This is a genomic window from Geodermatophilus sp. SYSU D00867, assembly GCF_054050315.1.
Window position 1 is genome coordinate 13,321 of the sequence record NZ_JBJGZC010000022.1, and the last position, 24,781, is coordinate 38,101.

Annotated in this window: 25 protein-coding genes and 1 tRNA gene; 15 read left to right on the plus strand and 11 right to left on the minus strand. The window is 76.6% G+C overall.

Annotated elements, in window-relative coordinates; all coding sequences use genetic code 11:
• Positions 1-31 precede the first annotated feature (31 nt).
• On the minus strand, positions 32-739 hold the full coding sequence (locus ACI8AK_RS18945) for a response regulator (RefSeq protein ID WP_456957520.1): 708 nt from the start codon (positions 737-739) through the stop codon (positions 32-34).
• Between the two features lie 26 nt (positions 740-765).
• On the opposite strand from ACI8AK_RS18945, the gene ACI8AK_RS18950 reads away from it, so the two are divergent.
• The 5 genes from ACI8AK_RS18950 (at position 766) to nhaA (ending at position 6,468) form a co-directional block, all read left to right on the plus strand.
• Positions 766-1,041 carry a hypothetical protein gene (locus tag ACI8AK_RS18950; RefSeq protein WP_387989536.1) on the plus strand — a complete coding sequence of 92 codons (276 nt, stop codon included), beginning with the start codon at positions 766-768 and terminating at the stop codon, positions 1,039-1,041.
• Positions 1,042-2,198: 1,157 nt separating this feature from the next.
• Positions 2,199-3,392 (plus strand): PucR family transcriptional regulator, encoded by a 1,194-nt coding sequence (locus ACI8AK_RS18955; RefSeq protein WP_456957522.1) that lies wholly within the window; start codon positions 2,199-2,201, stop codon positions 3,390-3,392.
• Positions 3,393-3,962: 570 nt separating this feature from the next.
• The gene (locus tag ACI8AK_RS18960; RefSeq protein WP_387989544.1) at positions 3,963-4,256 is read left to right on the plus strand and encodes a GlsB/YeaQ/YmgE family stress response membrane protein; all 294 of its coding nucleotides are present in this window, start codon (positions 3,963-3,965) and stop codon (positions 4,254-4,256) included.
• A gap of 101 nt (positions 4,257-4,357) precedes the next feature.
• Entirely contained in the window at positions 4,358-4,945 is a 588-nt protein-coding gene (locus ACI8AK_RS18965; RefSeq protein WP_456957524.1) for a hypothetical protein, read from the plus strand.
• Between the two features lie 206 nt (positions 4,946-5,151).
• The gene (nhaA, locus tag ACI8AK_RS18970; protein WP_387989551.1) at positions 5,152-6,468 is read left to right on the plus strand and encodes a Na+/H+ antiporter NhaA; all 1,317 of its coding nucleotides are present in this window, start codon (positions 5,152-5,154) and stop codon (positions 6,466-6,468) included.
• Between the two features lie 592 nt (positions 6,469-7,060).
• Here nhaA and ACI8AK_RS18975 read toward each other — a convergent pair.
• A complete protein-coding gene (locus ACI8AK_RS18975) occupies positions 7,061-7,831 on the minus strand; it encodes a transglycosylase domain-containing protein (protein ID WP_456957526.1) in 771 nt (256 codons plus the stop codon).
• A 767-nt stretch (positions 7,832-8,598) separates the two neighbouring features.
• Positions 8,599-8,683 (minus strand) — tRNA-Leu (locus ACI8AK_RS18980).
• 119 nt (positions 8,684-8,802) lie between these two features.
• Here ACI8AK_RS18980 and ACI8AK_RS18985 point away from each other — a divergent pair.
• Complete coding sequence (locus ACI8AK_RS18985) at positions 8,803-10,122, plus strand: M20/M25/M40 family metallo-hydrolase (protein WP_456951246.1); 1,320 nt, start codon at positions 8,803-8,805, stop codon at positions 10,120-10,122.
• A gap of 7 nt (positions 10,123-10,129) precedes the next feature.
• Here ACI8AK_RS18985 and ACI8AK_RS18990 read toward each other — a convergent pair whose 3' ends face one another.
• On the minus strand, positions 10,130-11,002 hold the full coding sequence (locus ACI8AK_RS18990) for a LysR family transcriptional regulator (protein WP_456957528.1): 873 nt from the start codon (positions 11,000-11,002) through the stop codon (positions 10,130-10,132).
• Positions 11,003-11,083: 81 nt separating this feature from the next.
• On the opposite strand from ACI8AK_RS18990, the gene ACI8AK_RS18995 reads away from it, so the two are divergent.
• From ACI8AK_RS18995 to ACI8AK_RS19005, 3 genes are read left to right on the plus strand one after another with little or no spacing between them, the layout of a single operon-like run.
• Positions 11,084-11,782 (plus strand): aspartate/glutamate racemase family protein, encoded by a 699-nt coding sequence (locus ACI8AK_RS18995; RefSeq protein ID WP_456951244.1) that lies wholly within the window; start codon positions 11,084-11,086, stop codon positions 11,780-11,782.
• Between the two features lie 7 nt (positions 11,783-11,789).
• Positions 11,790-12,596 (plus strand): SDR family oxidoreductase, encoded by an 807-nt coding sequence (locus tag ACI8AK_RS19000; RefSeq protein ID WP_387989565.1) that lies wholly within the window; start codon positions 11,790-11,792, stop codon positions 12,594-12,596.
• Positions 12,597-12,651: 55 nt separating this feature from the next.
• Complete coding sequence (locus ACI8AK_RS19005) at positions 12,652-13,605, plus strand: NADPH:quinone oxidoreductase family protein (RefSeq protein ID WP_387989567.1); 954 nt, start codon at positions 12,652-12,654, stop codon at positions 13,603-13,605.
• Between the two features lie 42 nt (positions 13,606-13,647).
• Here the strand turns inward: ACI8AK_RS19005 and ACI8AK_RS19010 are convergent, their stop codons facing one another.
• The 4 genes from ACI8AK_RS19010 to ACI8AK_RS19025 all read right to left on the minus strand — a co-directional run bounded on the left by ACI8AK_RS19010 (position 13,648) and on the right by ACI8AK_RS19025 (position 16,578).
• Positions 13,648-14,412, minus strand: a complete 765-nt coding sequence (locus ACI8AK_RS19010) for a hemerythrin domain-containing protein (protein WP_456957530.1) — start codon at positions 14,410-14,412, stop codon at positions 13,648-13,650.
• Positions 14,413-14,435: 23 nt separating this feature from the next.
• Positions 14,436-15,710: a nucleotide disphospho-sugar-binding domain-containing protein gene (locus ACI8AK_RS19015; protein WP_456957532.1), complete on the minus strand. Its 1,275-nt coding sequence runs from the start codon at positions 15,708-15,710 to the stop codon at positions 14,436-14,438.
• Positions 15,711-15,721: 11 nt separating this feature from the next.
• Positions 15,722-16,306, minus strand: coding sequence for a TetR/AcrR family transcriptional regulator (locus tag ACI8AK_RS19020; RefSeq protein WP_456957534.1), 585 nt, complete (start codon positions 16,304-16,306; stop codon positions 15,722-15,724).
• 71 nt (positions 16,307-16,377) lie between these two features.
• Entirely contained in the window at positions 16,378-16,578 is a 201-nt protein-coding gene (locus ACI8AK_RS19025; RefSeq protein ID WP_387989578.1) for a DUF5703 family protein, read from the minus strand.
• Positions 16,579-16,699: 121 nt separating this feature from the next.
• Between ACI8AK_RS19025 and ACI8AK_RS19030 the strand changes: the two genes are divergently transcribed.
• Entirely contained in the window at positions 16,700-16,963 is a 264-nt protein-coding gene (locus tag ACI8AK_RS19030) for a hypothetical protein (protein ID WP_387989581.1), read from the plus strand.
• A gap of 312 nt (positions 16,964-17,275) precedes the next feature.
• On the opposite strand, the gene surE is transcribed toward ACI8AK_RS19030, so the two are convergent.
• On the minus strand, positions 17,276-18,043 hold the full coding sequence (gene surE, locus ACI8AK_RS19035; RefSeq protein WP_456957536.1) for a 5'/3'-nucleotidase SurE: 768 nt from the start codon (positions 18,041-18,043) through the stop codon (positions 17,276-17,278).
• Positions 18,044-18,159: 116 nt separating this feature from the next.
• On the opposite strand from surE, the gene ACI8AK_RS19040 reads away from it, so the two are divergent.
• Positions 18,160-18,648, plus strand: a complete 489-nt coding sequence (locus ACI8AK_RS19040) for a hypothetical protein (protein ID WP_387989590.1) — start codon at positions 18,160-18,162, stop codon at positions 18,646-18,648.
• 64 nt (positions 18,649-18,712) lie between these two features.
• Entirely contained in the window at positions 18,713-19,483 is a 771-nt protein-coding gene (locus ACI8AK_RS19045) for a DUF2470 domain-containing protein (RefSeq protein ID WP_456903026.1), read from the plus strand.
• 25 nt (positions 19,484-19,508) lie between these two features.
• Here ACI8AK_RS19045 and ACI8AK_RS19050 read toward each other — a convergent pair whose 3' ends face one another.
• Both ACI8AK_RS19050 and ACI8AK_RS19055 read right to left on the minus strand, forming a co-directional pair.
• Positions 19,509-21,470: an AAA family ATPase gene (locus tag ACI8AK_RS19050; protein ID WP_456903025.1), complete on the minus strand. Its 1,962-nt coding sequence runs from the start codon at positions 21,468-21,470 to the stop codon at positions 19,509-19,511.
• 11 nt (positions 21,471-21,481) lie between these two features.
• Complete coding sequence (locus tag ACI8AK_RS19055; protein WP_387989598.1) at positions 21,482-22,462, minus strand: aldo/keto reductase; 981 nt, start codon at positions 22,460-22,462, stop codon at positions 21,482-21,484.
• Positions 22,463-22,639: 177 nt separating this feature from the next.
• Here ACI8AK_RS19055 and ACI8AK_RS19060 point away from each other — a divergent pair, with 177 nt between their 5' ends.
• The 3 genes from ACI8AK_RS19060 to ACI8AK_RS19070 are packed head-to-tail and all read left to right on the plus strand — an operon-like array spanning position 22,640 to position 24,765.
• A complete protein-coding gene (locus tag ACI8AK_RS19060; protein WP_456957538.1) occupies positions 22,640-23,473 on the plus strand; it encodes an undecaprenyl-diphosphate phosphatase in 834 nt (277 codons plus the stop codon).
• 18 nt (positions 23,474-23,491) lie between these two features.
• Positions 23,492-24,178, plus strand: a complete 687-nt coding sequence (locus tag ACI8AK_RS19065) for a histidine phosphatase family protein (RefSeq protein WP_387989604.1) — start codon at positions 23,492-23,494, stop codon at positions 24,176-24,178.
• 35 nt (positions 24,179-24,213) lie between these two features.
• Positions 24,214-24,765: a DUF3090 family protein gene (locus tag ACI8AK_RS19070; protein WP_387989607.1), complete on the plus strand. Its 552-nt coding sequence runs from the start codon at positions 24,214-24,216 to the stop codon at positions 24,763-24,765.
• Positions 24,766-24,781 lie beyond the last annotated feature (16 nt).

Sequence of the window (24,781 nt, forward strand, 5' to 3'; positions counted from 1 at the left end):
CCGCTGTCCGGGGTGGGCCGCCGGTCGGGCACTACCCGCTCGGTGTGATGCGCGAGGGAGTCGTGTCGTCGGGGGACGGCAGGATCCCGTCGGCCCGGTGGGCGCGCAGCCGGGTGACCAGGACGGCGACCTGGGTGCGGCGTTGCAGGCCCAGTTTGGGCAGCAGGTTGCTGACGTAGTTCTTCACCGTCTTCTCCGCCAGACCCAGCCGGTTGCCGATCTGGCGGTTGGTGAGCCCGTCCCCGATCAGCTGCAGCACGGCACGCTCCCGCTCGGTGAGGTCGGCCAGCGGATCCGGCCGCCCGGCGCCGCCGTCGGCGTCGAGCACCGCGGTGACCTCGGGGGCGAACACGGTGCCGCCCGCCGCCACCCGGCGCACGGCCGCCCGCAGGGCCGGACCCCGCACGTGCTTGACCAGGTATCCCGACACCCCCGCCCGCACGGCTGCTGCCACCGTCTCCGGGTCGGCGTACTGGCTGAGCACCAGGCACCGCACCCCGGGGACGTCCGCGCGCAGCCGGGTGCAGGCCTCCGCCCCGGTGCCGTCGGGCAGGCGCATCCCCATCACGGCCACGTCCGGGCGCACGGCCCGGCCGCGGACCACCGCCTGGTCGACCGAGGCCGCCTCGGCGACGACGGCGAACCCGGCGTCGCCCTCGAGCACCTGGATCACGCCGCGGCGGACCACCTCCTGCTCGTCGAGCACGAGGACCCGTACGACGGCCGTCTCTGCCGGCACCGGAACCAGCTCCCCGGGGTCGAGGGGTGCGGCACGACGTCGTCGGCGTGCAGCCGGAACGCTATTCGGCCGCGCGGGAGTTCGGTACCCGCGCCGGCACCCTAGAGCCGGCGCTCCCCGAGCTGCGGTCGAGGGCCGGCCGACCGCAGGCGCTGCCCGCCGTCCGGGGGTCACCGGCGCGGCTGGGCCGGGAGCGGCTGGAGCACGCCAGCGCCACCGTCACGCTCACCGTCCACCGGCACGTGCACCCCGGCATGGGCCGGCAGGCCACTGACCGCTTCACCACCCTGCTGGAGGGCTGAGACCGGGCGATGGGTGTCGAACGGGCACCACGAGGGCCCCGGAGACCCGAACCTGACGCGCCCCGGGCTCTCGACCTGCCGGAACACCGGGGCGGTGCTGTGTCCGAGGGGGGCTCGGGCACCGCGAAGTGCGAGCCGTCCCACCGGCGTCTCCCACCGGGGGAGTGGAGCGCGGTGTGCGCGGCTTCGTGGTCATCGTCGGAACGCGGCGCGGCGCACGGACGAGATCGTCTGTCAGGCCGACGGCGGTGCAGCCACACGTGGGTGCACCTGCTCCCGACACCAGATGCCGTCAGTGCGCGCTGTCCGACGCTCGGCACGCTCGGACTCGCTGTCCGACGCTCGGCACGCTCGGACTCGCGGACCCAGTGCCGGTCCGACGACAGCCGCAGGCTCGTGCCGTTGGGCCGGCCGAACGCGGGCCGAAGCAAGCGCGAGCGTGTTGTCGTGGTCGCGCACGGTCCGGCCGGCGAGTTCCAGTGTCTCGACCCGCGCGGCCGGGGCGGTGAGCGATGCCTCGGCTCTCAGCGGGGCGACGTGATCGCCGACGCCCCAGTGCGGTCCGAACGCGAAGCCCAGGTGGGCAGACGCGTTGCGGGACGGGGCGAAGTGGTCGGGCTCGGTCCAGCGGCAGGGTCGTGGTCGGCCGTGGTCGGAACATCGAGATCACGCGCCGTCGAGGACGACGATCTCGGGCGACCTGGACGTCGGCCGTGGCAGTGTGTACGCGCTGGTCGGAGTGGGTGGCGAAGGCGCCGAGGACGACGGTCAGCCCGTGCGCAGTGGTGTCCACCCCGGCCGGAACGGGAAGCGGGACGACGAGCGGGGCCTGCCCGGCAGGATGCCGCCGCGGTCGGCGGTTGGTCATGCGCGGCGAACTCTCCCCGCCGCTCGGGCCTGCCCCGGCTGCGCGCGTGGTCACCCAACGGTCCGCGGGGAGCTGCGACCCGGACGAGACCGCCGGAGCGCGGAGCGGATGACCGGTGGTCGTGCCAGGTCGTCGGCCGCGGTCTCGCGCTGAGGTGGCCGGGCTTCGTACCATCTCGTCCAGGTGTGCCGGGAAGTCTGGTCGGCGGTTCCTCAGCCGACCCCGACCGCCGGAGTTGATGGCCGTGACCACGACCGCCTCCGGTGGGACGGGACCCGACCCCCGGGCCGTGGACGCCGTGGTGGCGCAGGTCGCCGCCGCGTCGGCCGGCGAGCACGGGATGCCGGCCGCGCTCCTGGACGGCTACCTGACCGCTCTCTGGGCGGTGGCGTGCACCGGTCGTCGGCTGAGCCGGGACGAGGAGGCGGCGTGCCGACGCCTCGGTGGAGAGGCAGCGGCCACCGGTCTGGCGCTGCCGGCCCTCGTGGACATCTACATGACGGCCTCCCGGCGCCTGTGGCCCCGTCTCCCGGACCTGGTGGCGGAGGTCCGGCGCAGACCGCTGCGGCCTCCTGAGTTGATCAGCATCGGCGAGGCGGTGTGGCGGGCCGCGGACACCGCTCTGGCAGCACTGGCCGCTGGGTACGTCGAGGCCCAGCGCCAGGTGGTGCGGCGCGAGGAGGCGTTCCGGCGGGAGTTCGTCGAGGACCTCCTCAGCGGTCACGCCGACGTCGGATCACTGGTGGAGCGTGCCGGACCGTTCGGGCTCACTCTGACCGCTCCACACTTCGTCGCGGTCGCGGCCACCGACCGGCCGGTCGACTCGGGGATGCAGCTGACCGGCGGGTTGACCGACGACGTCCGCTCCCGCTTCGGGGACCGCGGGCTGCTCACCGCCGCGAAGGACGGGCAGCTCGTGTGCGTGTTCTCGCTCCCCCCGAGGGCCGGTGGCCACCCTCCGGGGCCGGACTGGTACGACCTGGCGGAGCTGGTCGGTCGGGCCGCGGCCCGGCTGACCCGCCGCTCCGAGTGGCGGGTCGGGGTCGGCCGCGTCCACCCGGGCCCGGGAGGGGTCCGGCGCTCGTACCGCGAGGCGCTGGAGGCCATCGACCTGGCCGAGCGCTTGTCCCTCCCGCAGCGGGTCGCCCACGCCCGTGACCTGCTCGTCTACCGGGTCCTCGTCCGCGACGAGGCCGCGATGGCCGACCTCGTCGAGGCTGTCCTGGGCCCGCTGGCGACCGCGCGGGGCGGAGCGGAGCCGCTGCTCCGCACGGTGGAGGCCTGGTTCGCCAGCGGCGGCAACACGGCCGAGGCGGCGCGCCGACTGCACCTGAGCGTCCGTGCCGTCACCTACCGGTTGCAGCGGGTCGCGGAGCTCACCGGCCACACAGCAGGTGACGCGGAGCACCGGCTCGCCCTGCACGTCGCCGTGACCGGGGCCCGGCTGCTCGACTGGCCGCGTCGCCCGCTCGTCGCCGACTGACCCGCCGATTGCCGGGACCCGGCAATCGGCGGGTCCCAACTCGTCCGCAGGCGGGCGCTGCCGGCGAAGGGGACCGGTTCCTAGCCTCCTGGCCATGCGCTCCCGACCTGCCCTGTACCCGATCCCCGACGCTCCCGCGCCCGGCGACGCGGCGCTCGCAGCGCAGGTCGAGCCCGCCGATCCGCCCACCGGCGACGGTGTCGGACGTGAGGGCGACCTGACCGTGTACGTCGACACCGACCCGCGGCCTCCGGTGGTGTCCGTCGTCGGCGCCCTGGAGGGCCACGGTCACGCCCTCCTGGCGGCGGTGCTCGACCACGTGCGCGAGCAGGTAGGGCAACCGATCGTGGTTGACCTGCACGGTGTCTCCCGGACCGATCAGCGCGCCCTGACCCCGGTCCTCACGGCCGACGTGGTCCTCACGGACACCTCACCAGCGGTCGACGAGGTCCTGCTCGACCTCACCAGGCGCGCGCAGGCGGCAACCGGCCGGGTCGGGCGAGCCCGCCGACCGCCTGCCGGGGCCCGGCGGAGCGCCTCACCGACTCCCCGTCCTCACCGGAGGTAGGCGTGTTCTCACTGCTCTGGTTGCTCGTCGTCGGGCTGGTCGCCGGGCTGCTCGCCCGCGCCATCGTGCCCGGCAGGGACTCGATGGGATGGCCGGCCACGATCCTGCTGGGGGTCGCCGGGTCGGTCGTCGGCGGACTGCTGCTCGGCCTCCTCACCGGCGGGCTGCGCGACCGCGGCTTCGGTCCCGCCGGGCTCGTCGGCTCGGTGATCGGGGCGGTGATCGTGCTGGTCGTCCACAACCGGCTGGCCGCCCGCCGACGGATGCCCCCGGGGGCGTCCCGCGGCCGGCTGTGACCGCAGGCGCCGGCGTGTCCTCGGTCCCGCGCGCGGGGAGCGGCGCCGCGCGCCGGCTCCCCCGCTCCCTGTGGCCCCCGACCCTCCGGATCTGCCGCGGCGTGCTCCTCGTGGGAGCGGTCTGCTGCGCCCTCGTCGGGGCGCTGAGCGCACCTGCCTACGTCGTCCTGGCGGTGACGCCGGCCTTCGGGCTCCTCGTGGCCGGCCTGGTCGGCCTCATGGACCCGGCCTTTCCGAAGGCCCCGTCGGCCAAGCGCAGAGCGGTCCTCGCCGGAGCGGGAGCATCCCTCGTCGTGCCGTGCCTCGCCGGCCTGGCGCAGCTGGGCGACGCCGGAACGGTCGCCGGGCTCGTCCTGCTGTTCCTGAGCTGCCTCCTGGCCGAGGCCTGGATCACCCGGTCCCTCGGCTCCGCCGGCCGGGACGACGAGGCGGAGGTGGACGTCGAGGAGCTGCAGCGGCTCCTGCGTGCCCTGCCGACCTCGGTGCTGGTGCGGGAATGGCGGTCGACCGGCGAACTCGTCCGGACGGCCGCGGACCCGGACCGCCGGGCCCGGAGCCTCCTGGTGCGCACCGTCCTGCTCGAGGAGATGACGCGCCGGGATCCGGCGGGAGTGGCCCGGTGGCTGCGAACCGGCGACGACGACGCTCCCGAGCAGTACCTGAGCGGCGACCGGGACACCGCCCCGTGAGGGCCCGGACCGGTCGGGTCCCCGCGCTCCGGCTCACCGCCGGGTGCCGGCGGTGGCGGGATGCCACCGCTGCGCCCGCCGGGCCCTGACCGGCCGAGCCGACCCAGGCCCGGACGGCCTGGCCCGGTACCTCCGAGGGCAGGTGTGCCGGGAAGTCCGGTCGGCGAGCTCGCCGCCGACCCCACCGCCTCTCCGGAGTTGATCTCGTGTCCGCCCCTGCCCCCACCTCGTTCCGGCTGTTCGACCGCGGCTCGTGGCCCGAGACCCGCCGCATCGCCGGCATCCTGCGCAAGGAGACCGTCGGCGGCATCCTGCTCATCAGCGGCGCCGTCCTCGCTCTGGCCTGGGCCAACAGCCCCTGGTCGGCGGCCTACGAGACGCTGCGCGACACCCGGGTCGGCCCGGCCGCCCTGCACCTGGACCTCACGTTGGGCACCTGGGCCGCCGACGGGCTGCTGGCGGTCTTCTTCTTCGTCGCCGGGCTGGAGCTCAAGCGCGAGTTCGTCGCCGGCGACCTGCGCGACCCGCGCCGGGCCGCGCTGCCGGTCGCCGCCGCGCTCGGCGGCATGGCCGTGCCGGCGCTGCTGTACTGGGCGATCAACGCCGGCGCCGGCGGCGGGGCGCTGGCCGGGTGGGCGATCCCGACCGCCACCGACATCGCCTTCGCGCTCGCCGTCCTCGCCGTGATCAGCACGCACCTGCCCGCGGCGCTGCGCACCTTCCTGCTCACCCTCGCCGTCGTCGACGACCTGCTGGCGATCACGATCATCGCGATCTTCTACACCTCCGCGCTGGCGGTCGCGCCGCTGCTGCTGGCCCTGATCCCGCTGACCGTCTTCGGAGTCCTGGTGCAGAAGCGGATCCGCTCGTGGTGGCTGCTGTTGCCGCTGGCCGTCGTGACCTGGGTGCTGGTGCACGAGTCCGGGGTGCACGCCACCGTCGCCGGCGTGCTGCTGGCGTTCACCGTGCCGGTGGTGCGCAGCCAGGCCGCCGGCGGACCGGACGCCGGCCCCGGGTTGGCCGAGCACTTCGAGCACCGGTTCCGCCCGCTCTCGGCCGGCGTCGCCGTGCCGGTGTTCGCGTTCTTCTCCGCCGGGGTCACCGTCGGCGGGCTGTCCGGGCTGGGCGCGGCGCTCACCGACAGCGTCGCGGTCGGCATCGTCGTCGGCCTGGTCGTCGGCAAGGTGGTCGGCATCACCGGGGCCACCTGGCTGGTCGCCCGGTTCACCCGCGCCGAGCTCGACCGCGACCTCGGCTGGCCCGACGTCGTCGGGCTGTCGCTGCTGGCCGGCATCGGGTTCACCGTCTCGCTGCTGATCGGCGAGCTGGCCTTCGGCGCCGACACGCTCCGCGACGAGCACGTCAAGGTGGGCGTGCTGGCCGGCACCCTGCTCGCGGCGCTGCTGGCCACCGTGCTGCTCCGGCTGCGCGACCGCCGCTACCGGCGCATCGCCGAGGCCGAGACGCGGGACGTGGACGCCGACGGTGTCCCGGACGTCCACCAGTCCGGCCGGCGAGGATGAGCCCGCCCCGCGGCGACGCCGTGGGGCTCGGCGACGACGTCCGCCCCGACCGACACCGGCGCTGGACCCGCGTACGGCAGCTGCCACCACGCCCGATGCCGCAACCGACCGCCAGCAGGACGCCCATGACCGGGATGGGCCAGAGCGCACTGGCAGACGGGCGGCGACCACGCGGATCGCTCGGTTGCCGCCTCCTCGGCCGCCCACAGGGCAGTCCTTCCGGCACGTCGGGCACGGACGGTCCGAGGGTCCCGCAGTGAGACGCTCCGTGCCTGCGCACGCCGGCCGGGGAGTGCGGTTGCGCTGCTCCGGGCCGGCGACCTCCGTCCTCGTCCGGCCGGAGGGAGCGCCGAGCCTGGATGGGCTGGACGTCGCTCCTCCGGGGAAGCCGGCCTCACCGGACGGCAGCTGCCGTGCGGTGAGGCGGTGCCCGCCGGGCCGGACCAGCGGTACGGCGTCGCGCGTGCCGGCCCGCGGGCGAGCTCCGACACGGCCGGGCGGCGCACGGGATCCGGACGACGGCGGGCAGCGTGGATCGACGAGGTGGCGGTCCACGCCACGGCGGGGGAGGGACCGTTGCCGGGACGGGGTCTTACCGACTGCCTTCCGCGGCGATGAGCTCGGCGACGTCTTCGGGCATCTGCGAGCAGTCGTCGTCGGTGTCCGGCTGGTCCTGGGCGAGCCCCTCGACGCCGGCGTCCTCGACCGGCTGGAAGCCCTTCTCGGCGATGTGCCGCGGCACCCGGTTCTGCGCGTTGACGACGTGCGAGCGCGACAGCCAGCCGAGGCCGTCGTCCACGTCGAAGTCGAGCCCGCCGCCGGGCGCTCGCTGGACGTGTCCCGGAGACGGCAGGAGCCCGACCAGCTGGACGGCCTGATCGACGGACAGCGTGGACGGAGGGGTGTCGAAGTAGTACCAGCTGGCCGAGCAGATGCCGTAGACCTGCGGACCGAGCTGGGCGTGGTTGACGTACAGCTCGAGCATGCGGCGGTCGTCGAGGACCAGCGCCAGCTCCATCGACAGGCCGGCCTCGACGGCCTTGCGCCAGGCGCTCATCTCCTGGTTCAGGAAGAGGTTCTTGGCCACCTGTTGCGGGATCGTCGACCCGGACGGGTCCTCCTCCCCGCGCAGGTGCGCTTCGGCGCGGCCGGACAGCTCGTCCCAGGTGAAGGCACCGTCGCGGTAGGGGAGCGGCTGGTCCTCGTGCGCGATGACGGCGGCGAGGAAGTTGCGCGACACGTGCTCGACCGGCACCGACTGCTGGACGGCGCCCTGGTCGTTGGCCAGCATGAACGCCGTCGTCGGCGGGTCGATCCAGCGCAGTGACACCAGGACCAGCGCCTGGAGCAGGAAGGCGATCACCAGGATGCGGGCGGTGCGGCGGCGCAGGCGACGACGCCGTTCGCGCTTCGGGTCCTCCCGGGGTGGGACCTCGTCCGCTGCCGGCCGGGTGCCCGGCCGACGGCGCTGGTGCGGAGGCGTGGTCCCCGGACCGGGCGGCGGTGGCGGCGGCCACGGTCGGGACCGAGGAGGGGGCGCAGCCCACGGGTCGGACGGCGGAGGTCCTGGCCACGGATCGCCGTACCGCGCGAGCGGGTCGTCGGCCACCGGCCGCGACGTGCGCCGGGAGGACTCCCGGTCGGTCCGCTGCTGCTCGTCCGGCACGTCAGCCGGCGGGCGACGGCGGCGCGGCGCGAAGGGCATGAGGTGTCGTCCTCCTGTGACCCGCTGACCGGATCCCCAGGTTACCGGGGATCAGCGGCGAGCCGATCGTCCGACGGGTGAGCGCGCGCAGGCGCCCGTTCCCGGCCGCCTCGGTCGAACTGGCTGCCCGTGTCGGCGGTCCGCCTCCGGTCCGGGCTCCACGCCACGTCGGCGTCCGACACGTCGGTCCGGGAGCGTCCCGTCGTCCCGCTCGTCGCGGTCCCACTGCTGCGGGCGGGCACGGGCGCGCTCACGGTCCCACCTGTCGACCGTCGGTTCCCGGTGGTGCGGTCCGCGGAGTGCGCGGACCCAGGTGCCGCACTGCTCGACGGCGGACCGGGCAGCGGCCCGTCACTGGGGCATCCCAGGCCCGAACACGGAGACGCCCCGGGTTCCTGACCTGCAGGAACACCGGAGCGGTGCGGTGTCCGAGGGGGGACTTGAACCCCCACGCCCGATAAAGGGCACTAGCACCTCAAGCTAGCGCGTCTGCCATTCCGCCACCCGGACGAGTGCGGGGCCAAGACTACCCGACGCACTCCGCAGCCCGGCACGGGTACCCCGCCGTGTCGCATCGCCCGGTCGTCCGTGCCCGTCGGAGGCCGGGGCGGGCCCGTAGTGTCGCCGGGGTGGAGAACCGAGGTCCCGTCCAGGCCCAGGCCGAGGTCGCCGAGCTGCTCGGCGAGCTGATCCGGATCGACACGACCAACACCGGCGACACCGCCACCAGCGCCGGCGAGCGGACGGCCGCCGAGTGGGTCGCCGGCAAGCTGGACGAGGTCGGCATCGCCTCGCAGGTCCTGGAGTCCGAGCGGGGGAGGGCCAGCCTCGTCGCCCGTGTCCCCGGCGCCGACCGCAGCCGTCCCGCCCTGCTGGTGCACGGGCACCTCGACGTCGTCCCCGCGGACCCCGCCGAGTGGAGCGTGCACCCGTTCTCCGGCGAGGAGCGCGACGGCTACGTGTGGGGCCGCGGCGCGGTCGACATGAAGGACATGGACGCGATGGTCCTGGCGCTGGTGCGCGAGTGGGCCCGCACCGGCGTGCAGCCGCCGCGCGACGTCGTCCTCGCCTTCGTCGCCGACGAGGAGGCCGGCGGCAGGCTCGGCGCGCGCTGGCTGGTCGACGAGCACCCGGACCTGTTCGCCGACTGCTCCGAGGCGATCAGCGAGGTCGGCGGCTTCTCCATCACCGTCCGCGACGACCTGCGCCTCTACCTGGTCCAGACGGCGGAGAAGGGCCTGGCGTGGATGCGCCTGACCGCCGGCGGCCGGCCCGGGCACGGCTCGTTCGTCCACGACGACAACGCCGTCACCCGGCTGTGCCAGGCCGTCGCCCGGCTGGGCTCGACCCGGCTGCCCACCGTGCTCACCCCGCCGATGCGCCAGTTCCTCGCCGCGGTCGAGGAGGCCTACGGCATCGAGATCGACCCGGACGAGCCGGAGGAGGCGCTGGCCCGGCTGGGCGGCATCAGCCGGATGATCGGCGCGGCGCTGCGCAACACCGCCAACCCCACGATGCTCGACGCCGGCTACAAGACCAACGTCATCCCCGGGACGGCGAGCGCCACCGTCGACGGCCGCTTCCTGCACGGCCAGGAGGAGGAGTTCGAGCGCCAGCTGGCCTCCCTGGTCGGCGAGGGCGTCCAGCGCGAGTGGATCGTCCACGACCAGGCCGTGGAGACGACGTTCGACGGCCCGCTGGTCGACATGATGGTCGAGGCGCTGAAGGCCGAGGACGACGGTGCGCGGCCGGTGCCGTTCACGATGAGCGGCGGCACCGACGCCAAGAGCTTCGAGCGCCTGGGCATGCGCTGCTTCGGCTTCTCGCCGCTGCGGCTGCCCGCCGACCTCGACTTCGCCTCGCTGTTCCACGGCATCGACGAGCGGGTGCCGGTGGAGTCGCTGCGCTTCGGCGTCCGGGTGCTCGACCGCTTCCTGCGCGGCGTCTGAGCGCGGTTCAGCGGGCGGCCCGCAGCGCCTCGAGCGCCGCGGCCACCGCGGGCACCCGCCGGGCGTCGGGGCGGACGAGGGTCTCGACCACCCGCCCGTCGACGTCGGGCAGGTCGACGGCGGCCACGCCCGGCTGCGCGCTGATCGCCAGCGCCCACGCCGGCAGCAGCGCCACCCCGAGCCCGCGGGCGACCAGCCGCTGCACGACGACGTGGTCGTCGGTGGCGAACCGGACGTCGGGGGAGAACCCGGCGCGCCGCGCGCAGCGCAGCAGGTGCCGGCGGCAGCGGGGGCAGCCGGCGATCCACGGCTCCTCGCGCAGGTCGGCCAGCAGGGCGGGCGCCGGCCGGCCGGCGGGCACGACCGCCTGCACCGCGTGGCGGGACAGCGGCTCGCGCAGCAGGTCGCCGGGGACGTCCTCCCCGTCGTCCTCGTGCCGGAAGACCACGGCCAGGTCGGCGGCGCCCTCGCGCACCGCCGCCTCGGCCTCCGGCGGCTCCAGCTCGGTGAAGTGGACCTCCAGGGCCGGCGCCCGGTCCCGGAGCGCGGCCAGCGCCGGCGGGACCAGCACCGCGGCGGCGGTCGGGAAGGCCGCGATCCGGACGACGCCGGTGGCCAGCCCGGTCAGCGCGGCCACGTCCTGCTCGGCCGCGGCCAGCCGGTCGGCGATCGCCTCCGCGTGGCGCAGCAGCCGCCGGCCGGCCTCGGTGAGCGCCACCCCGCGCCCCTCCCGCACCACCAGCGGGGTCCCGGTCTCGGCCTCCAGCCGCCGGACCTGCTGGCTCACCGCCGGCTGGGTCCAGCCCAGGGCGCGGGCGGCGCCGGCGAGCGAACCGGCGTGCGCCACCTCGCGGAAGACCAGCAGCCGGCGGGAGTCCACGCCGACATGAAAGCAGCGCTTGGGTCGACCGGTCGACCCCGCGACCTGGTCGGGGAGCTCGGCGCCGGGGAGCCTGACCGCATGAGGACGATCGGACTGCTGGGCGGCATGAGCTGGGAGTCGACCGCGCTGTACTACCGGGTGACCAACGAGGCGGTCCGCGACCGGCTCGGCGGGCTGGCCAGCGCCTCGCTGCTGGTGCGCAGCCTCGACTTCCGCGCCGTGCGCGCCTGCCAGGTGGAGGACCGGTGGGACGACGCCGCGGCCCTGCTCGCCGCCGAGGCGCGGGCGCTGGAGGACGCCGGCGCCGACCTCGTGCTGCTGTGCACGAACTACATGCACAAGGTGGCCCCGGCGGTGGAGGCCGCCCTGACGGTGCCGTTCCTGCACATCGCCGACGCGGTGGCCGCGGCCGCGCCCGGGCCGGTGGTCGGCCTGCTCGGCGCCGCCGGCACGGTGCGCGAGCCGTTCTACCGGGACCGCCTGGCGGCACGGGGGCTGACGGTGCTCACCCCGCCGGACGACGACGTCGCGCGCGTCGACGCCGCGATCTTCGGCGAGCTGTGCCGTGGCGTGCTCTCCGACGGCACCCGCGCCGGGCTGCGCGCCGTGGTGGCCCGGCTCGCCGAGCGCGGGGCGCAGGCGGTGGCGCTGGGCTGCACCGAGCTCGAGCTGCTGCTGGGCCCGGACGACTCCGCGGTGCCCCTCCTGCCCTCGGCCCGGCTGCACGCGACCGCCGCCGTCGACCTCGCGCTCGGCGTCCCGGCCGCCGTGGTGTGATGCCGGGGTGACCTCTCCCACACCTCCCGGCCCCGGTTCCGTCGCGCTGATCACCGGAGGGACCGGCGGCTTCGGCCGCGCCCTCACGCAGAAGCTGCGCGAGCGGGACGTCACCGTCGTCGCCGCCGACCTCGACTCCGAGCGCAACCGGTCGGTGGCCGAGGAGCTCGGCGCGCACTTCGTCGCCCTCGACGTCACCGACCGCGCCGCCAACGAGGCCGTCGTCGCGCAGGTGGAGGCCGAGCACGGCCGGCTCGACGCCGCCTACCTCAACGCCGGCATCTCCGCCGCCAAGAGCGACGACGCCCTCGACCTCGACGAGTTCATGCGCGTGGTCGACATCGACCTGTTCGGCGTCGTCTACGGCGTGCAGGCCGCGCGCCCGGCGATCAAGCGGGCCGGCGGCGGGGCGATCGTGGTGACGGCGTCGCTGGCGGGCCTGTCGCCGATGCCCACCGACCCCGGCTACAGCGTGGCCAAGGGCGGCGCGATCGCGTTCGTCCGGTCGATGGCGCCGCGGCTGACCCGCGACGGCATCACCATCACCGCGATCTGCCCCGGCTTCGCCGACACCGCGATCATCGACCGCATCCGCCACGAGTTCGAGGCCGCGGACTTCCCGGTCATCCCCGCCGCCGAGGTCGCCGACGCGATGGTCATGGCCTGGACGTCGGGCGAGCCCGGCGCCGCGTACGTCATCCAGCCCGGCGTCGGCACGGTGCCCTACAAGTTCAAGGGCGTGCCGAGCGCGAAGACCGCGACCGGTGAGACCGCCGTCGTCCCGGAGGCGCTGCGGCCGCCGTCCATGCTCTGACCGCTCCTGCCGGGGCCGGTGACCGCCGTTCCCCGGCCTCTGGCAGGGTCGGCGCATGCGTGCATGGCGGGTACACGAGCTCGGCGACCCCTCGGAGGTCATGCGGCTGGAGGACGTCGAGGAGCCGACCCCGGCCGAGGGCCAGATCAAGGTCCGGGTCCGCGCGGCGGCGCTGAACTTCCCCGACGTCCTCATGGCGCAGGGGAGGTACCAGGAGCGCCCGCCGCTGCCCTACACGCCCGGCATGGAGCTGTGCGGGGAGACCGAGGACGGCCGGCGGGTGATCGGCCCGCCGGCCGGCGGCCCCGGCGCCTTCGCCGAGTACGCGCTGATGGACGCCCGCGACGCCTGGCCGGTGCCGGACAGCCTGTCCGACGAGAAGGCCGCGGCGCTGTGGATCACCTACCAGACCGGCCACGTCGGCCTGCACCGCCGGGCACACCTGCGGGCGGGGGAGTGGCTGCTGGTGCACGCCGGCGCGGGCGGCGTCGGGTCGGCGGCGATCCAGCTCGGCAAGGCCGCCGGCGCCAGGGTCATCGCCACCGCCGGCGGCCCGCACAAGGTCGAGGTGTGCCGCGAGCTCGGCGCCGACCACGTCGTCGACTACACGGCCGAGGACTTCGTCCCCGTCGTCAAGGAGCTCACCGGCGGCGAGGGTGCCGACGTCGTCTACGACCCGGTCGGCGGCGACGTGTTCGACAGGTCACGGAGGTGCATCGCCTTCGAGGGCCGGCTGGTCGTCGTCGGGTTCACCAGCGGGCGGATCCCCGAGGCGCCCGCCAACCACGCGCTGGTCAAGAACTACAGCGTCGTCGGCCTGCACTGGGGCCTGTACAAGAAGAAGGACCCGGCCGTGATCGGGCAGACCCACGACGAGCTGGTCCGGCTGGTCACCGCGGGCGCGATCGACCCGCTCGTCGGCCAGGTCCTGCCGCTGGACCGGGCGCCGCAGGCGCTGGCCGCGCTGGCCGACCGCGGCACCGTCGGCAAGGTCGTGCTCGTCCCCTGACCGGCCGCGCCGGGCGGCCGTGGACCGCCCGGCGCACCGGGGTCAGGCGTGGCGGAAGGCCGCCCGCTCCCGCCGCCGGAACGGGCGCCGCAGGGCGAGGCGCCAGACGGCCACGAGGGCCCGGCCGCGCTCCTGCCGCTCCAGGGCGGCCACGCCCTCCGGGGGCATCTCGTGCAGGACCCAGGCGACCAGTTCCAGCAGCCGCGGGGTGGTGTACGCGGTGTCGAAGAACCGGGCGCCGACCCACTCCCAGTCGGCCGGCTGCAGGTGGTCCTGCAGCACCCGCATGCCGTCGCGCTCCTCGTGGGCCAGGTGCCGGTCGACGTGGACGCGGAGGGCCGCGACGGCCGCGGCCAGCGCCTCCCGCGCGGGCCCGTCGGCCACGCCCGCCAGCCGCGCGAAGCCGTGCGAGCACTCCCCGAGCAGCGGGTCGATCGCCGCGTGCTCCGCCGCCATCGCCTCCAGGATCGCCCGGCCCTCCGCGTCCCCGGCCGCGGCCGCCCGCTCGAGCAGCAGGGGCCACAGCCCCGCGTCCTCCCCGGTGTGGTGGTGGTGGAGGACCGAGGCGAAGTAGTCCCAGCGCCGGCGCAGCAGCTCCCACGTCCGGCGGTCCTCGAGCGGCGTGCGCTCGACCGCGCGGCCGAAGGCGGCGAGGTCACGGCGGAAGCCGTGGTGCATCACCCACATGAGGGTGAGGTCGACCGGGCCGTCCGGCGCGTCGGCCTGGCCGGGGAGGCGGAGCCGGCCGGGGGCGGGTCGCTGCGGGGCCAGGGTGGTGGTGGACATGGCGTCGGTGGTGGTGGACATGGCGTCCTCCGGTGGGTGAGGGGTCAGGCCGGCGTCCGCCGGTCGTCGGAGGTGCCGGTCCCGGCGCTGCGCTCGATCTCGTCGACCAGCGGGGAGCCGGCGGCCTCGGCGCGGATCCGGGCGCCGAGCGACCGGGCGCCGCGCCGGTAGCGGGGATCGGCGAGCAGCCGCCGCACGGCGGCCGCGATCCGGTCGGGTGAGGCGCCCGGCCGGAGGCCCAGGGCCGCACCGTGCCGCCGGGCCCGGACCACGTTGTCCCGCTGGTCGCGGCCCATGGGCAGGCACAGCGCGGGGACGCCGGCCGCGAGGGCCTTCAGCAGCGTCCCGTGCCCGGCGTGGGTGACGACGACGTCGGCGGCCGCGAACAGCGGGGCGTGTGCCGCCGAGCGCACCACCACGACACCGCCGGTCCGCGGGACGCACGCGGGGTCCACCATCGGGCCGGTGGTGACGACGGCGCGCACCGGCAGGCGGCCGAGGGCGACCCCGACGCGGCGCAGCACGTCCTCCTGGGCCTGGTAGGTGCTGGAGAACCCCACGACCACCAGCGGCCCGTCCCCGGGCGGCGGCTCGACCGGCGCCGCCCAGACCGGGTCGTCGAGCACCGGCCCGACGTGCCGCACGTTCGGCGGCAGCCGCGCGGGCAGGTCGAAGGCCGCGGAGGTGAGCACGAGGACCCGCGCGGCGCGGTCCCACTGCTCCCACACGTCGCGCAGCGGGGCGAGGCCGAGCCCGGCGCGGGCGGCGTCGAGGTCGGGGAGGCCCCGGTCCCACGCGCGCCGGACCAGGGGGTGCAGCGACCGGTCGCGCGCCCGGCCCAGGGGCCCGCGCGCCGGGGGCAGGCCCGACCCGAACGGCGGCAGGTCCGGCGTGGGCCGGTTGTAGGCGTTGGGGCAGAGCGCCACGGACGGGGTCCCCGAGGCCTCCGCGGCCACCAGCGCGCCCATGAGCACCCCGCTGGCCACGAGCACGTCGGCGGGCCGCGCCGCCAGCGCCGCCCGGACCTCGGCGGCGTAGGCGGCGGCGGGGCCGGTGACGACCCGGGTGAGCAGCCGGTCGAGCACCTGCAGCGGCGTCCGGCAGGCCGTGTCGTCGACCAGGTCCCGGTCGGCCGCGGACCGGCGGTGCGGCGCCTGCCGCCAGGGGTGGAACGCGGCGCCGGCCGCGCGGACCTCGGGCTCCAGCGTGGGATCGCCCAGGACGCTGACCGAGTGGCCCCGGGACACCAGCCGCCGGACGACCCCCACCTCTGCCGGCACGGTGCCGCCGCCGTCCCACAGCGCGACCTGGACGTGCACGGCACGCCTCCTCAGGACGGGGCCGTCGCGAGGGCGGCCCGGAGCAGGTGGGTGAGGACCGCCGTGGTCTCGGCGCGGGAGTGACCGAGGTCGCGGCGCAGGAGCTTCCACGTGTGGACGTCGGTGACCGCGTAGAGCGCGGCCAGGGCGCGGCGGCGCGCCCGCGGCTCGTCCGGCAGGTCCGCGGCGAAGGCCTGCTCGAGCAGCGCGCGGTGGTGGGCGCGGGCGCGCGCGACCGCCTCGGCGAGGTCGGCGATGCGCTCGGCCACCGCCTCGAGGCGGACGTTGGCGTCGCCGAGCGCCTCGTACTGGCGCATCAGCCCGCGGACGAACCCGGGGACGTCCCCGGGGACCACCCGGCCGCGCAGCGCCTCGACCTCGGGCCGCAGCACCTCGGCGACGGCGAGGAACAACCCCTCCTTGGACCGGAAGTGGTTGAGCAGCGTCTGCTGGGTCACGCCCGCGGTCGCGGCGACCTCGGCGATGCGGACCTCGTCGTAGGGCCGGTCCACGAAGCGGTCGCGGGCCACGGCGAGGACGCGCTCCCGGGTGCGCTCGACGGCTCCCGCCCGCGCCCCCGACGTGCCCTGCGTCACAGGCAGAGCGTGGCCCTCGTTTGACCTGTGGTCAAGCGAGTTCTTGACGTCGACTCAAACGGGAGTCGGCGTCAGGTGACCGGCATCGGCAGGTAGGACAGCCGCGCGCGGCGCCGCAGGACGACCTTGCGGGTGCCGTCCGCGTGCAGCTGGAGGCGGGCCAGCTCCCACCCGCCGACGTCGGATTGGAGGCTCAACATGGTCGCCGCTGCGGAACGGGACGTGCCCGGGGGGATCCGCAGCGGCGCGTACTCCCAGTCGGCGGCGTTCACCCGCCCGATGTTGCCACGGTGGACACCTGCCGGTCACCCGGGCGCCGGTCCCCGGACTGCCGCCGCGGGGGACGGGCGGCAGGATGGACGGCGACCCGATCCGCACCCGAGGGAGGACGACGTGACCGATCCCGGTTCCGCCACCGACGCCGACCGCGCCGAGCAGGAGGCCCTCCTCGAGCCCGTGGCCCCCGCCGGGGCCGGCGACGCGGGACCGGTCGGCGACCTCGACGCCAACGAGGCCGACGCGCTGGAGCAGCAGCTGTCGACCGCGCCGGGCTCGGCCGGCCCGCTGCGCCCGGTCGGCGACGTCGACGCCAACGAGGCCGACGTGCTGGAGCAGGAGGCGGACGTCCCCTTCGACGACGACGACCGCACCGCCTGACCGGGGGATCGTCAGGGGGGCGAGCGGACCCCCGGCACCGCGGTCGGGGTGACTCCGCCCACCGGCGACGTCGCCCGCGGCTGACGCGGCTGCTGGTGCAGGCCCGCGTCCGGCCGCGGGTCCTGCCGCGCGACCCCGCGCGGCTCGACGGCGGGCTGCGCGACCACGGGGACGCCGTCCCGCCGTCCCCGCCGACCTCACCGGCCGCGACGCCGTCCTGCGCGCCCCCGGGGGCGCCGCCGCCCTGGACCGGGTCTGCCCGCCCGCCGGCGCCGGCGACCCGGCCGCCGCGGCCGCAGCGCTCGGGGAGGCTCAGGCGCCGTCGAGCCCCGGGTAGTCCGCCCCGGGCGCCTCGGCGGGCGGCCGCAGCAGGGTCACCGTGGCCCACCCCTCCCGCAGCAGGGCGTCGTCGGTGCCCGGGGCCGGCCCGTCGGGGCTCTCGCGGAAGGTGAGCGCCACGAAGTCCGCGCCGGTCTCGCCGACCTCGACCTGCACCGCGCCGAAGGGCGCCAGCCGGGCCGGGCGCAGCCCGCGCAGCCGCTCCGGCGGGACGTCGGGGACGTTGACGTTGACCACCACCGGCCCCGGCGCGAGCCCGAGGGTCCACCGCAGCGCCCGGCGGGTGACCTCCTCGGCGGTGGCCCACGCGTGCTCCGCGGCCGGGTCGGCGCTGCCGGCCAGCGACACCGCCAGGCCGGGGAGCCCGTGCAGGGTGCCGGTCAGCGCGGCGCCCACGGTGCCCGAGTGCAGCACCGCCGTCCCGGTGTTGGGGCCCCGGTTGACGCCGGAGAGCACGACGTCCGGCCGCGGCCCGAACGCGCCGCGCGCCCCGGCGAAGGCGATGAGCGCGGGGGAGGCCCCGACGGCGAGGGCGCGGACGGCGCCCACGCCGGGCAGCCGGCGCTCCCGGACCGCCAGCCGGTTGCCGTGCAGCAGCGCGGTCATCGACGCGCTGGACCCGCTGTGGTCCTGGTCGGGCGCGGCCAGCGTCACCTCCAGGCCCGCCTCCGCCGCCACGCGGGCCAGCAGGTGCACCCCCGGGCTGTCGATCCCGTCGTCGTTGGTCACCAGCGCGTGCACGCGGCCCCCTCCCGGTCCGGACGGCGCCCCCGTGCCCCGCGGGAGCGCCGCGCACACGCGTCCCCGTCCGGGACGGCCGCGCCCCGGGGCGGGCGGACGCCCGGCATGCTCGCCGGGTGCCCCTCGTGCTGGTGTTCCTGCTCCTCGTCGCGCTCGTGCTGCCGCTGCTGGCCTGGTCGCTCGCCGGCCGCCGGTTCTGGGCGGACCTGCGCGGCCCGGGCACCCGCGACCTGCGCGCCGAGGTGGTCGCCCGGCACGGGCTCAGCGGCGCCGAGGCCGACACCGTGCAGACGGCGGTGACCCGCGGCCGGCCGGTCGACGACGCGCGGCTGCGGCCGGCGGCCGCGGACTGGGCCGGCACCACGCTGACCGTCCTCGACGGGCAGCACGCCGCGCACGCCGGTCGCGACCGCGCGGCCTCCGTCGTCCTCGGCCTGGCCGGGCTGTGCCTGCTGGCCGCGGTGGTGCTGGCCGTCGTCCTCGACGCCGGCGCGGTGGTCCACCTGCTGGTGCTGCTCGCCGCCGGGGCGGTCGCCAACCTGGCGCTGCTCCCGGCGACGGTCCGGCGCAACCTGCGGCGGGCGCGCGCCGCCAACGGGGGATGACGCCCGCTTCCCTCCGCCGGTGGGTGTGGTTAGGCTTCCCTTACCGTCGTCTCGAGGGGGAGCCATGACCACCTGCCCGGGTTCTCCGGCGCTCTCCGTCGCCGGCGCCCCCGAACGGGCCCGCACCGCCGCGACCCGCCGCGCCGCGGCGCTGTGCGTCGCCGGCCGCGAGCCGAGCCGTCCCCTCGCGCACGCCACCACCGCCGCCGGGCAGGTGCTCGTGCTGGTCCCCGCCGACGGCGAGGTCACCGCCGCCCTCGACGGCGCGCCGGACCGGGAGGTCTCGGCCCTGCTCATGGTCAGCGACCGCGCGCCGGTGCCGCTGCGCGACCCGGTGCGGGCGACCCTGTGGCTGGCCGGCTGGCTGACCCCGGTGCCCGAGGTCGACCGGCGGGCGGCCGCGGTCGCCTTCGCCGAGGTCCGGCCCGAGGGCGCGCTGCTCGACGTCGGGACGTCGGCCACGCTGCTGCGCCTGGACCTCGCCGAGGTCGTGCTGCGCGAGGGCGACGCCTGCACCGAGGTCTCGCCGGGCGGGTTCGCCGCCGCCCGCCCCGACCCGCTCGCCGCCGTCGAGGCGCGGATGCTGCAGCACCTCGACCGCGACCACCCCGACGTGCTCGCCGTCCTGCGCAGCCGCGTGCCGGCCGGGCCGGGGGAGACCGTGCGCCCGCTGGGCATCGACCGGTTCGGCTACCGGCTGCGGGTGGAGCGGCCGGGCGGGCACCGCGACGTCCGGGTGCCGTTCCCGCGGCCGCTGACCTGCCCCGGCCAGCTGCGCGCGGCGACGTCCCAGCTGCTGTGCGCCCTCCGCGCCGGCCTCACCCGCCGCGACTAGCACGCTCTCGCGCGGCAGGCGGCGCTCAGGCGTCCAGGTTCTCGCGCAGCAGCCGGGCCAGGCGGGTGCGCCGCGGGCGGACGTCGACCTCCCGCACCGCCCGCGCCAGCGCCGCGCCGGACGCGTGCACGATCGACAGGTGCTGTTGCGCGCGGGTGAGCGCGGTGTAGACCAGCGGCCGCGACAGCATCCCGCCCGCCTCCGGCGGCAGCACCACGACGACGCCCGGCCACTCCGACCCCTGCGCCCGGTGCACGGTGATCGCCCACCCGTGCCGCAGGTCGGGCAGCGCGTCCCCGGTCACCGTCACCGGGCCCGAGGAGAAGTCGACGGTCAGCGAGCCCTCGCCGGTGCCGGTGACCACGCCGACCTCCCCGTTGGCGAACCCGATCGGCTCGAGGTCGAGGTGGTTGGCGGTGGCCACCACCCGGTCGCCGACGTCGAAGCCGAACACCGTGCCGTCGCCGGGGTTGAGCCGCTCCTTGAGCGCCTTGTTCAGCTCGATCGTCCCGGCCGGCCCGCGGTGCACCGGCGTCACGACCTGCACGTTGCGCGGGTCGATCCCCAGCGCCCGCGGGATCGAGTCGGTGACCAGCTGCACCACCCGCCGGGCCGCCTCGCCGCTGCCGGCGGCGGGCACGACGACGACCTCGCGGTCGGGGGAGTCCACCGGCGGCAGCTGCCCGGTGCGCACCGCCGACGCCAGCCGGGCGATCGCGCCGCCCTCGGCCTGCCGGTAGAGCGTGGTCAGCTCGGTCACCGGGACGACGCCGGAGTCGATGAGGTCGCCGAGCACGTGGCCGGGGCCGATCGAGGGCAGCTGCGCGGGGTCGCCGACCAGCAGCAGGTGGGTGCCGTCGGGGCAGGCCTCGATCAGCGCCGCGGTCAGCTCGACGTCGAGCATCGACGCCTCGTCCACCACGACGACGTCGGCGTCGAGCGGCCACTCCTCGTTGCGGGCGAACCCGCCGCCGAAGCCCTGCGCGCCGAGCAGCCGGTGCACGGTGACCGCGGGGTGGTCGGTGAGCTCCTCCAGCCGCTTGGCCGCCCGGCCGGTGGGGGCGGCCAGCGCGACCTCGGTGCCCTTGGCCCGCAGCAGGCGCACGACGGCGGCCACGGTGCGGCTCTTGCCGGTGCCCGGGCCGCCGGTGAGCAGCGAGACCCCGGCGCCGAGCACCTGCGCCACGGACTGCTTCTGCGCCTCGTCGAGGCCCTTGGACACCGAGCGGACGGCGGCCGGGTCGGCGATCCGCTCGGCGGTGGCGGCCAGCCGGGCCACGCCCTCGGCGACGGCCTCCTCGGCCATGCCGAACCGGGCCAGCGACAGCATCCGCAGCGCCGGGTCGGGCTCGGGCGGCTCGGCGTCAGGATCGCTGTCGGAGGACTCGTCCCACTCCGGCTCCGGCGGCTCGTGGTCGAGCACCTCGCCGGACTCGACCGCCGCGACGATCGCCGCCGCCGGGTCGGTGACGCCCTCGGCGCGCAGCGCGGCGACGACCAGGTCGGCGGGCAGCACGGTGTGCCCGTCGCGGCCGGCCGTGCGCAGGGTCATGACGACGATCGCGCGGCCGCGCCGGGAGTCCTGCCGGTCGGCGCCGGGCAGCAGCGAGATCGCCAGCCGGTCGGCGTCGGTGAGGCTGACGCCGTGCAGACCCAGCAGCGCCCACGGGTCGTCGCGCAGCCGCCGCGCGGCGTCCTCGCCCAGGGCGTCGGCGGCCGAGGACGCCAGCTTCGCCTCCAACCCGGCCCGCACCAGCAGCTCGACCACGCCGTAGGTGGGCCCTGCTGCCAGGAACGAGGAGAACAGCCGCTCGGCGCGCTGCTTGCCGACCCGCGGCATCTTCAGCAGCTTCGCGGCGGTGACGTCGTCGGGGGAGGTGATGCCGGCCGCGGGCAGCTCGGCGGCCGCCCGCTTGCCCAGGCCCGGCCACAGGCCGGCGGCGACGAAGGCGGCGAAGACGGGGTCGGGGGCGGGTGCGGTGCTCACGGAGGTCGTCGTCATCGGGCGGTGCGCTGGTCCGGGTAGGAGAAGTGCGGCGCGGAGACGTCCTCCAGCGCCGTGCGGATGGCCGCGGGCAGCCGGACGCTCTCGGCGTCGAGCGAGGCCTGCAGCTGGACGGCGGTGCGGGCGCCGACGACGGGCGCGGCGACGCCGGGGCGGTCGCGCACCCAGGCCAGCGCCACCGCCAGCGGGGTGGTGCCCAGGCCGTCGGCGGCGGTGACCACGGCCTCCACGATCCGGTCGGCGGTGGCCGAGCGCAGGTCGTCGATGAACCCGGCCCACTGCGGCGAGGCGCCCCGCGAGCCCTCCGGCGTCGCGGCCCGGTACTTGCCGGTGAGCAGCCCCCGGCCCAGCGGGGACCAGGCGAGCACCCCGAGCCCGAGCGCCTCGGCGGCGGGCACGACCTCCCGCTCGACGCCGCGCTGCAGCAGCGAGTACTCGACCTGGGTGCTCACCAGCGGCGCGCGGCCGGGCCAGGCGCGCTGCCAGGTGGCGGCCTGCGCGGTCTGCCAGCCGGTGTAGTTGCTCACCCCGACGTACCGCACCCGGCCGCTGGCCACGGCGGTGTCGCAGGCGGCGAGGGTCTCCTCGACGGGGGTGTGGTCGTCCCAGGCGTGCAGCTGCCACAGGTCCACGTGGTCGACGCCCAGGCGGGCCAGCGACGCGTCGAGCGCGGCCAGCAGGTGCCCGCGGGAGGCGCCGCGGCCCAGCGGCCCCGGCCCGGTGCGGCCCACGGCCTTGGTCGCGACCAGCACCTCCGACCGCGGGACGACGTCGGCCAGCAGCCGGCCCAGCGTGCGCTCGCTGTCGCCGTCGCAGTAGACGTCGGCGGTGTCGACGAGCGTGCCGCCGGCGTCGACGAACGCGGTGAGCTGCAGCGCCGCCTCGTCCTCGTCGGTGTCCCGGCCCCAGGTCATGGTGCCCAGCGCCAGCCGGGAGACGACCAGGCCGCTGCGTCCCAGCGCCCGTTGTTCCACGACCGGCCAACCTACCGTCGCGGGCCGACAGCGGCCGGTGGGCGCGGCGGTGTGAGGACGGCGACCCGCGTGGTGCCGGGCCGGCCCCGGCGGGCCGACCTAGGCTGTCCTCCCGTGCTCCGACGGAACCCGCGCACCGCGTCCCGCCCGACCCCCGGAACCCGGGGCTGAGCGCCCGTGGGGTGGTTCGAGGCCGTCGTCCTGGGGCTGGTGCAGGGGCTGACGGAGTTCCTGCCGATCTCCTCCAGCGCGCACCTGCGCGTCGTCGGGGAGGCCGCGGGCTGGGGTGACCCGGGCGCGGCGTTCACCGCGATCACGCAGATCGGCACCGAGGCCGCGGTGCTCCTCTACTTCCGCAAGGACATCGCGCGGATCGTCGTCGCCTGGGTGCGGGCCCTGGTCGACCGGACGCGCCGCTCGGACGCCGACGCCCGCATGGGCTGGCTGATCATCGTCGGCAGCGTGCCGATCGTCGTGCTCGGCCTGCTGTTCCAGGACGACATCGAGACGACGTTCCGCGACCTGCGGATCGTGGCCATCTCGCTGGTCGCGTTCTCGCTGGTCCTGTACTGGGCCGACCGGGTCGGCCGGAAGAAGCGCGAGCTCGCCGACCTCAGCGTCCGCGACGGGCTGCTGTTCGGGCTGGCGCAGGCGATGGCGCTGGTCCCCGGCGTGTCCCGCTCCGGCGGCACGATCACCATGGGCCTGTTCCTCGGCTACACCCGCGCGGCCGCCGCCCGGTACTCGTTCCTGCTGGCGATCCCGGCGGTGCTCGGGTCGGGCTTCTTCCAGGTGTACGAGGCGCTCACCGGCGACGTCGTGGGGGAGACCGTCTCCTGGGGGCCGACGGTCCTGGCCACGGTCATCGCGTTCGGCGTCGGCCTGTCGGTGATCGCCTGGCTGCTGCGCTACCTCGACCGCGGCACGTTCACGCCGTTCGTCGTCTACCGCGTGGTGCTCGGACTGGCGCTGCTGGCGCTGGTCGGCGTGGGGGTGCTCGCCCCGCGCTAGCGCCTAGGCTCGGGCGTCGTGACCACCGTCATCCTCCTGCGGCACGGCCGGACGACGGCGAACGCCGGCGGCGTGCTGGCCGGCTGGACCCCGGGCGTGCGGCTCGACGAGACCGGGCAGGAGCAGGCGGCCGCGGTGGGCCGGCGGCTGGCGCCGGTGCCGCTGGCCGCGGTGGTCAGCAGCCCGCTGGAGCGCTGCCGGCAGACCGCCGAGGCCGTCCTCGCCGGCCGCGACCTGGAGCTGCGGTCCGACGACCGGCTCGGCGAGGCCCGCTACGGCGACTGGACCGGCCGGCCGCTGAAGGAGCTGGCCGAGGAGCCGATGTGGAAGGTGGTGCAGCAGCACCCCTCCGCCGCGGTCTTCCCGGGCCCGGAGGGGGAGGGGCTGGCGCAGACCCAGGCCCGCGCGGTGGCCGCGGTCCGCGAGTGGAACGCCCGGCTGGGGCCCGACGCGGTGTGGCTGGCGTGCAGCCACGGCGACGTCATCAAGGCCGTCCTCGCCGACGCCCTCGGCCTGCACCTGGACGCCTTCCAGCGGATCGTCGTCGACCCGGCGTCGATCTCGGTGGTCACCTACACCGAGACCCGGCCCTTCGTCGTCCGGATGAACGACACCGGCGGCGACGTCGCCGCGCTCCTGCCGAAGGAGGGCTCGACCGACTCCGACGCCGTGGTGGGCGGCGGCGCCGGGGCGGCCACGACCTGAACGCAACCGTCCGCCTCCCCGCGTAACCTGGGCGCGTGCCTCGCCAGGTCTTCCGCTTCGACCGCCCGTCCCGGTTCGTCGCCGGCACGGTGGGCCAGCCCGGGGACCGCACCTTCTACCTGCAGGCGTCCGACGCCGAGGGGCGCGTGGTCAGCGTCGCGCTGGAGAAGTCGCAGGTGCAGGTCCTCGCCGAGCGCATGGACGAGCTGCTCGACGAGATCGCCACCCGCCCCGGCACCGCCGTCCCCGCCACCGCCGACGTCGACGACCTCGAGCCGCTCACCGCGCCCGTCGACGAGGAGTTCCGCGTCGCGGCCATGGGCCTGGCCTGGGACGGCGAGGCGCAGGCGGTGGTCGTCGAGGCCGTGGCCGCCACCGACGAGCCGGTCGACGAGGACGCGATCCTGTCCGACGCCGAGGAGGGCCCCGACGCGCTGCGGGTGACCATCACCCCCGGCGCCGCCCGCTCCTTCGTGGCCCGCGCCCGCCGCGTCGTCGCCGCCGGCCGGCCCTCGTGCCCGCTGTGCTCGCTGCCGCTGGACCCGACCGGGCACGTCTGCCCCCGGCAGAACGGCTACCGCCGCTGATCCGCGGACGACGGCG

Excerpts from the sequence above, each read along its gene's own strand:
- ACI8AK_RS19005 (WP_387989567.1), top strand. The coding sequence starts at position 12,652 with ATGCGTGCATGGCGGGTACACGAGCTCGGCGACCCCTCGGAGGTCATG.
- ACI8AK_RS19045 (WP_456903026.1), top strand. The coding sequence starts at position 18,713 with ATGACCACCTGCCCGGGTTCTCCGGCGCTCTCCGTCGCCGGCGCCCCC.
- ACI8AK_RS18995 (WP_456951244.1), top strand. The coding sequence starts at position 11,084 with ATGAGGACGATCGGACTGCTGGGCGGCATGAGCTGGGAGTCGACCGCG.
- ACI8AK_RS19010 (WP_456957530.1), bottom strand. The coding sequence starts at position 14,412 with ATGTCCACCACCACCGACGCCATGTCCACCACCACCCTGGCCCCGCAG.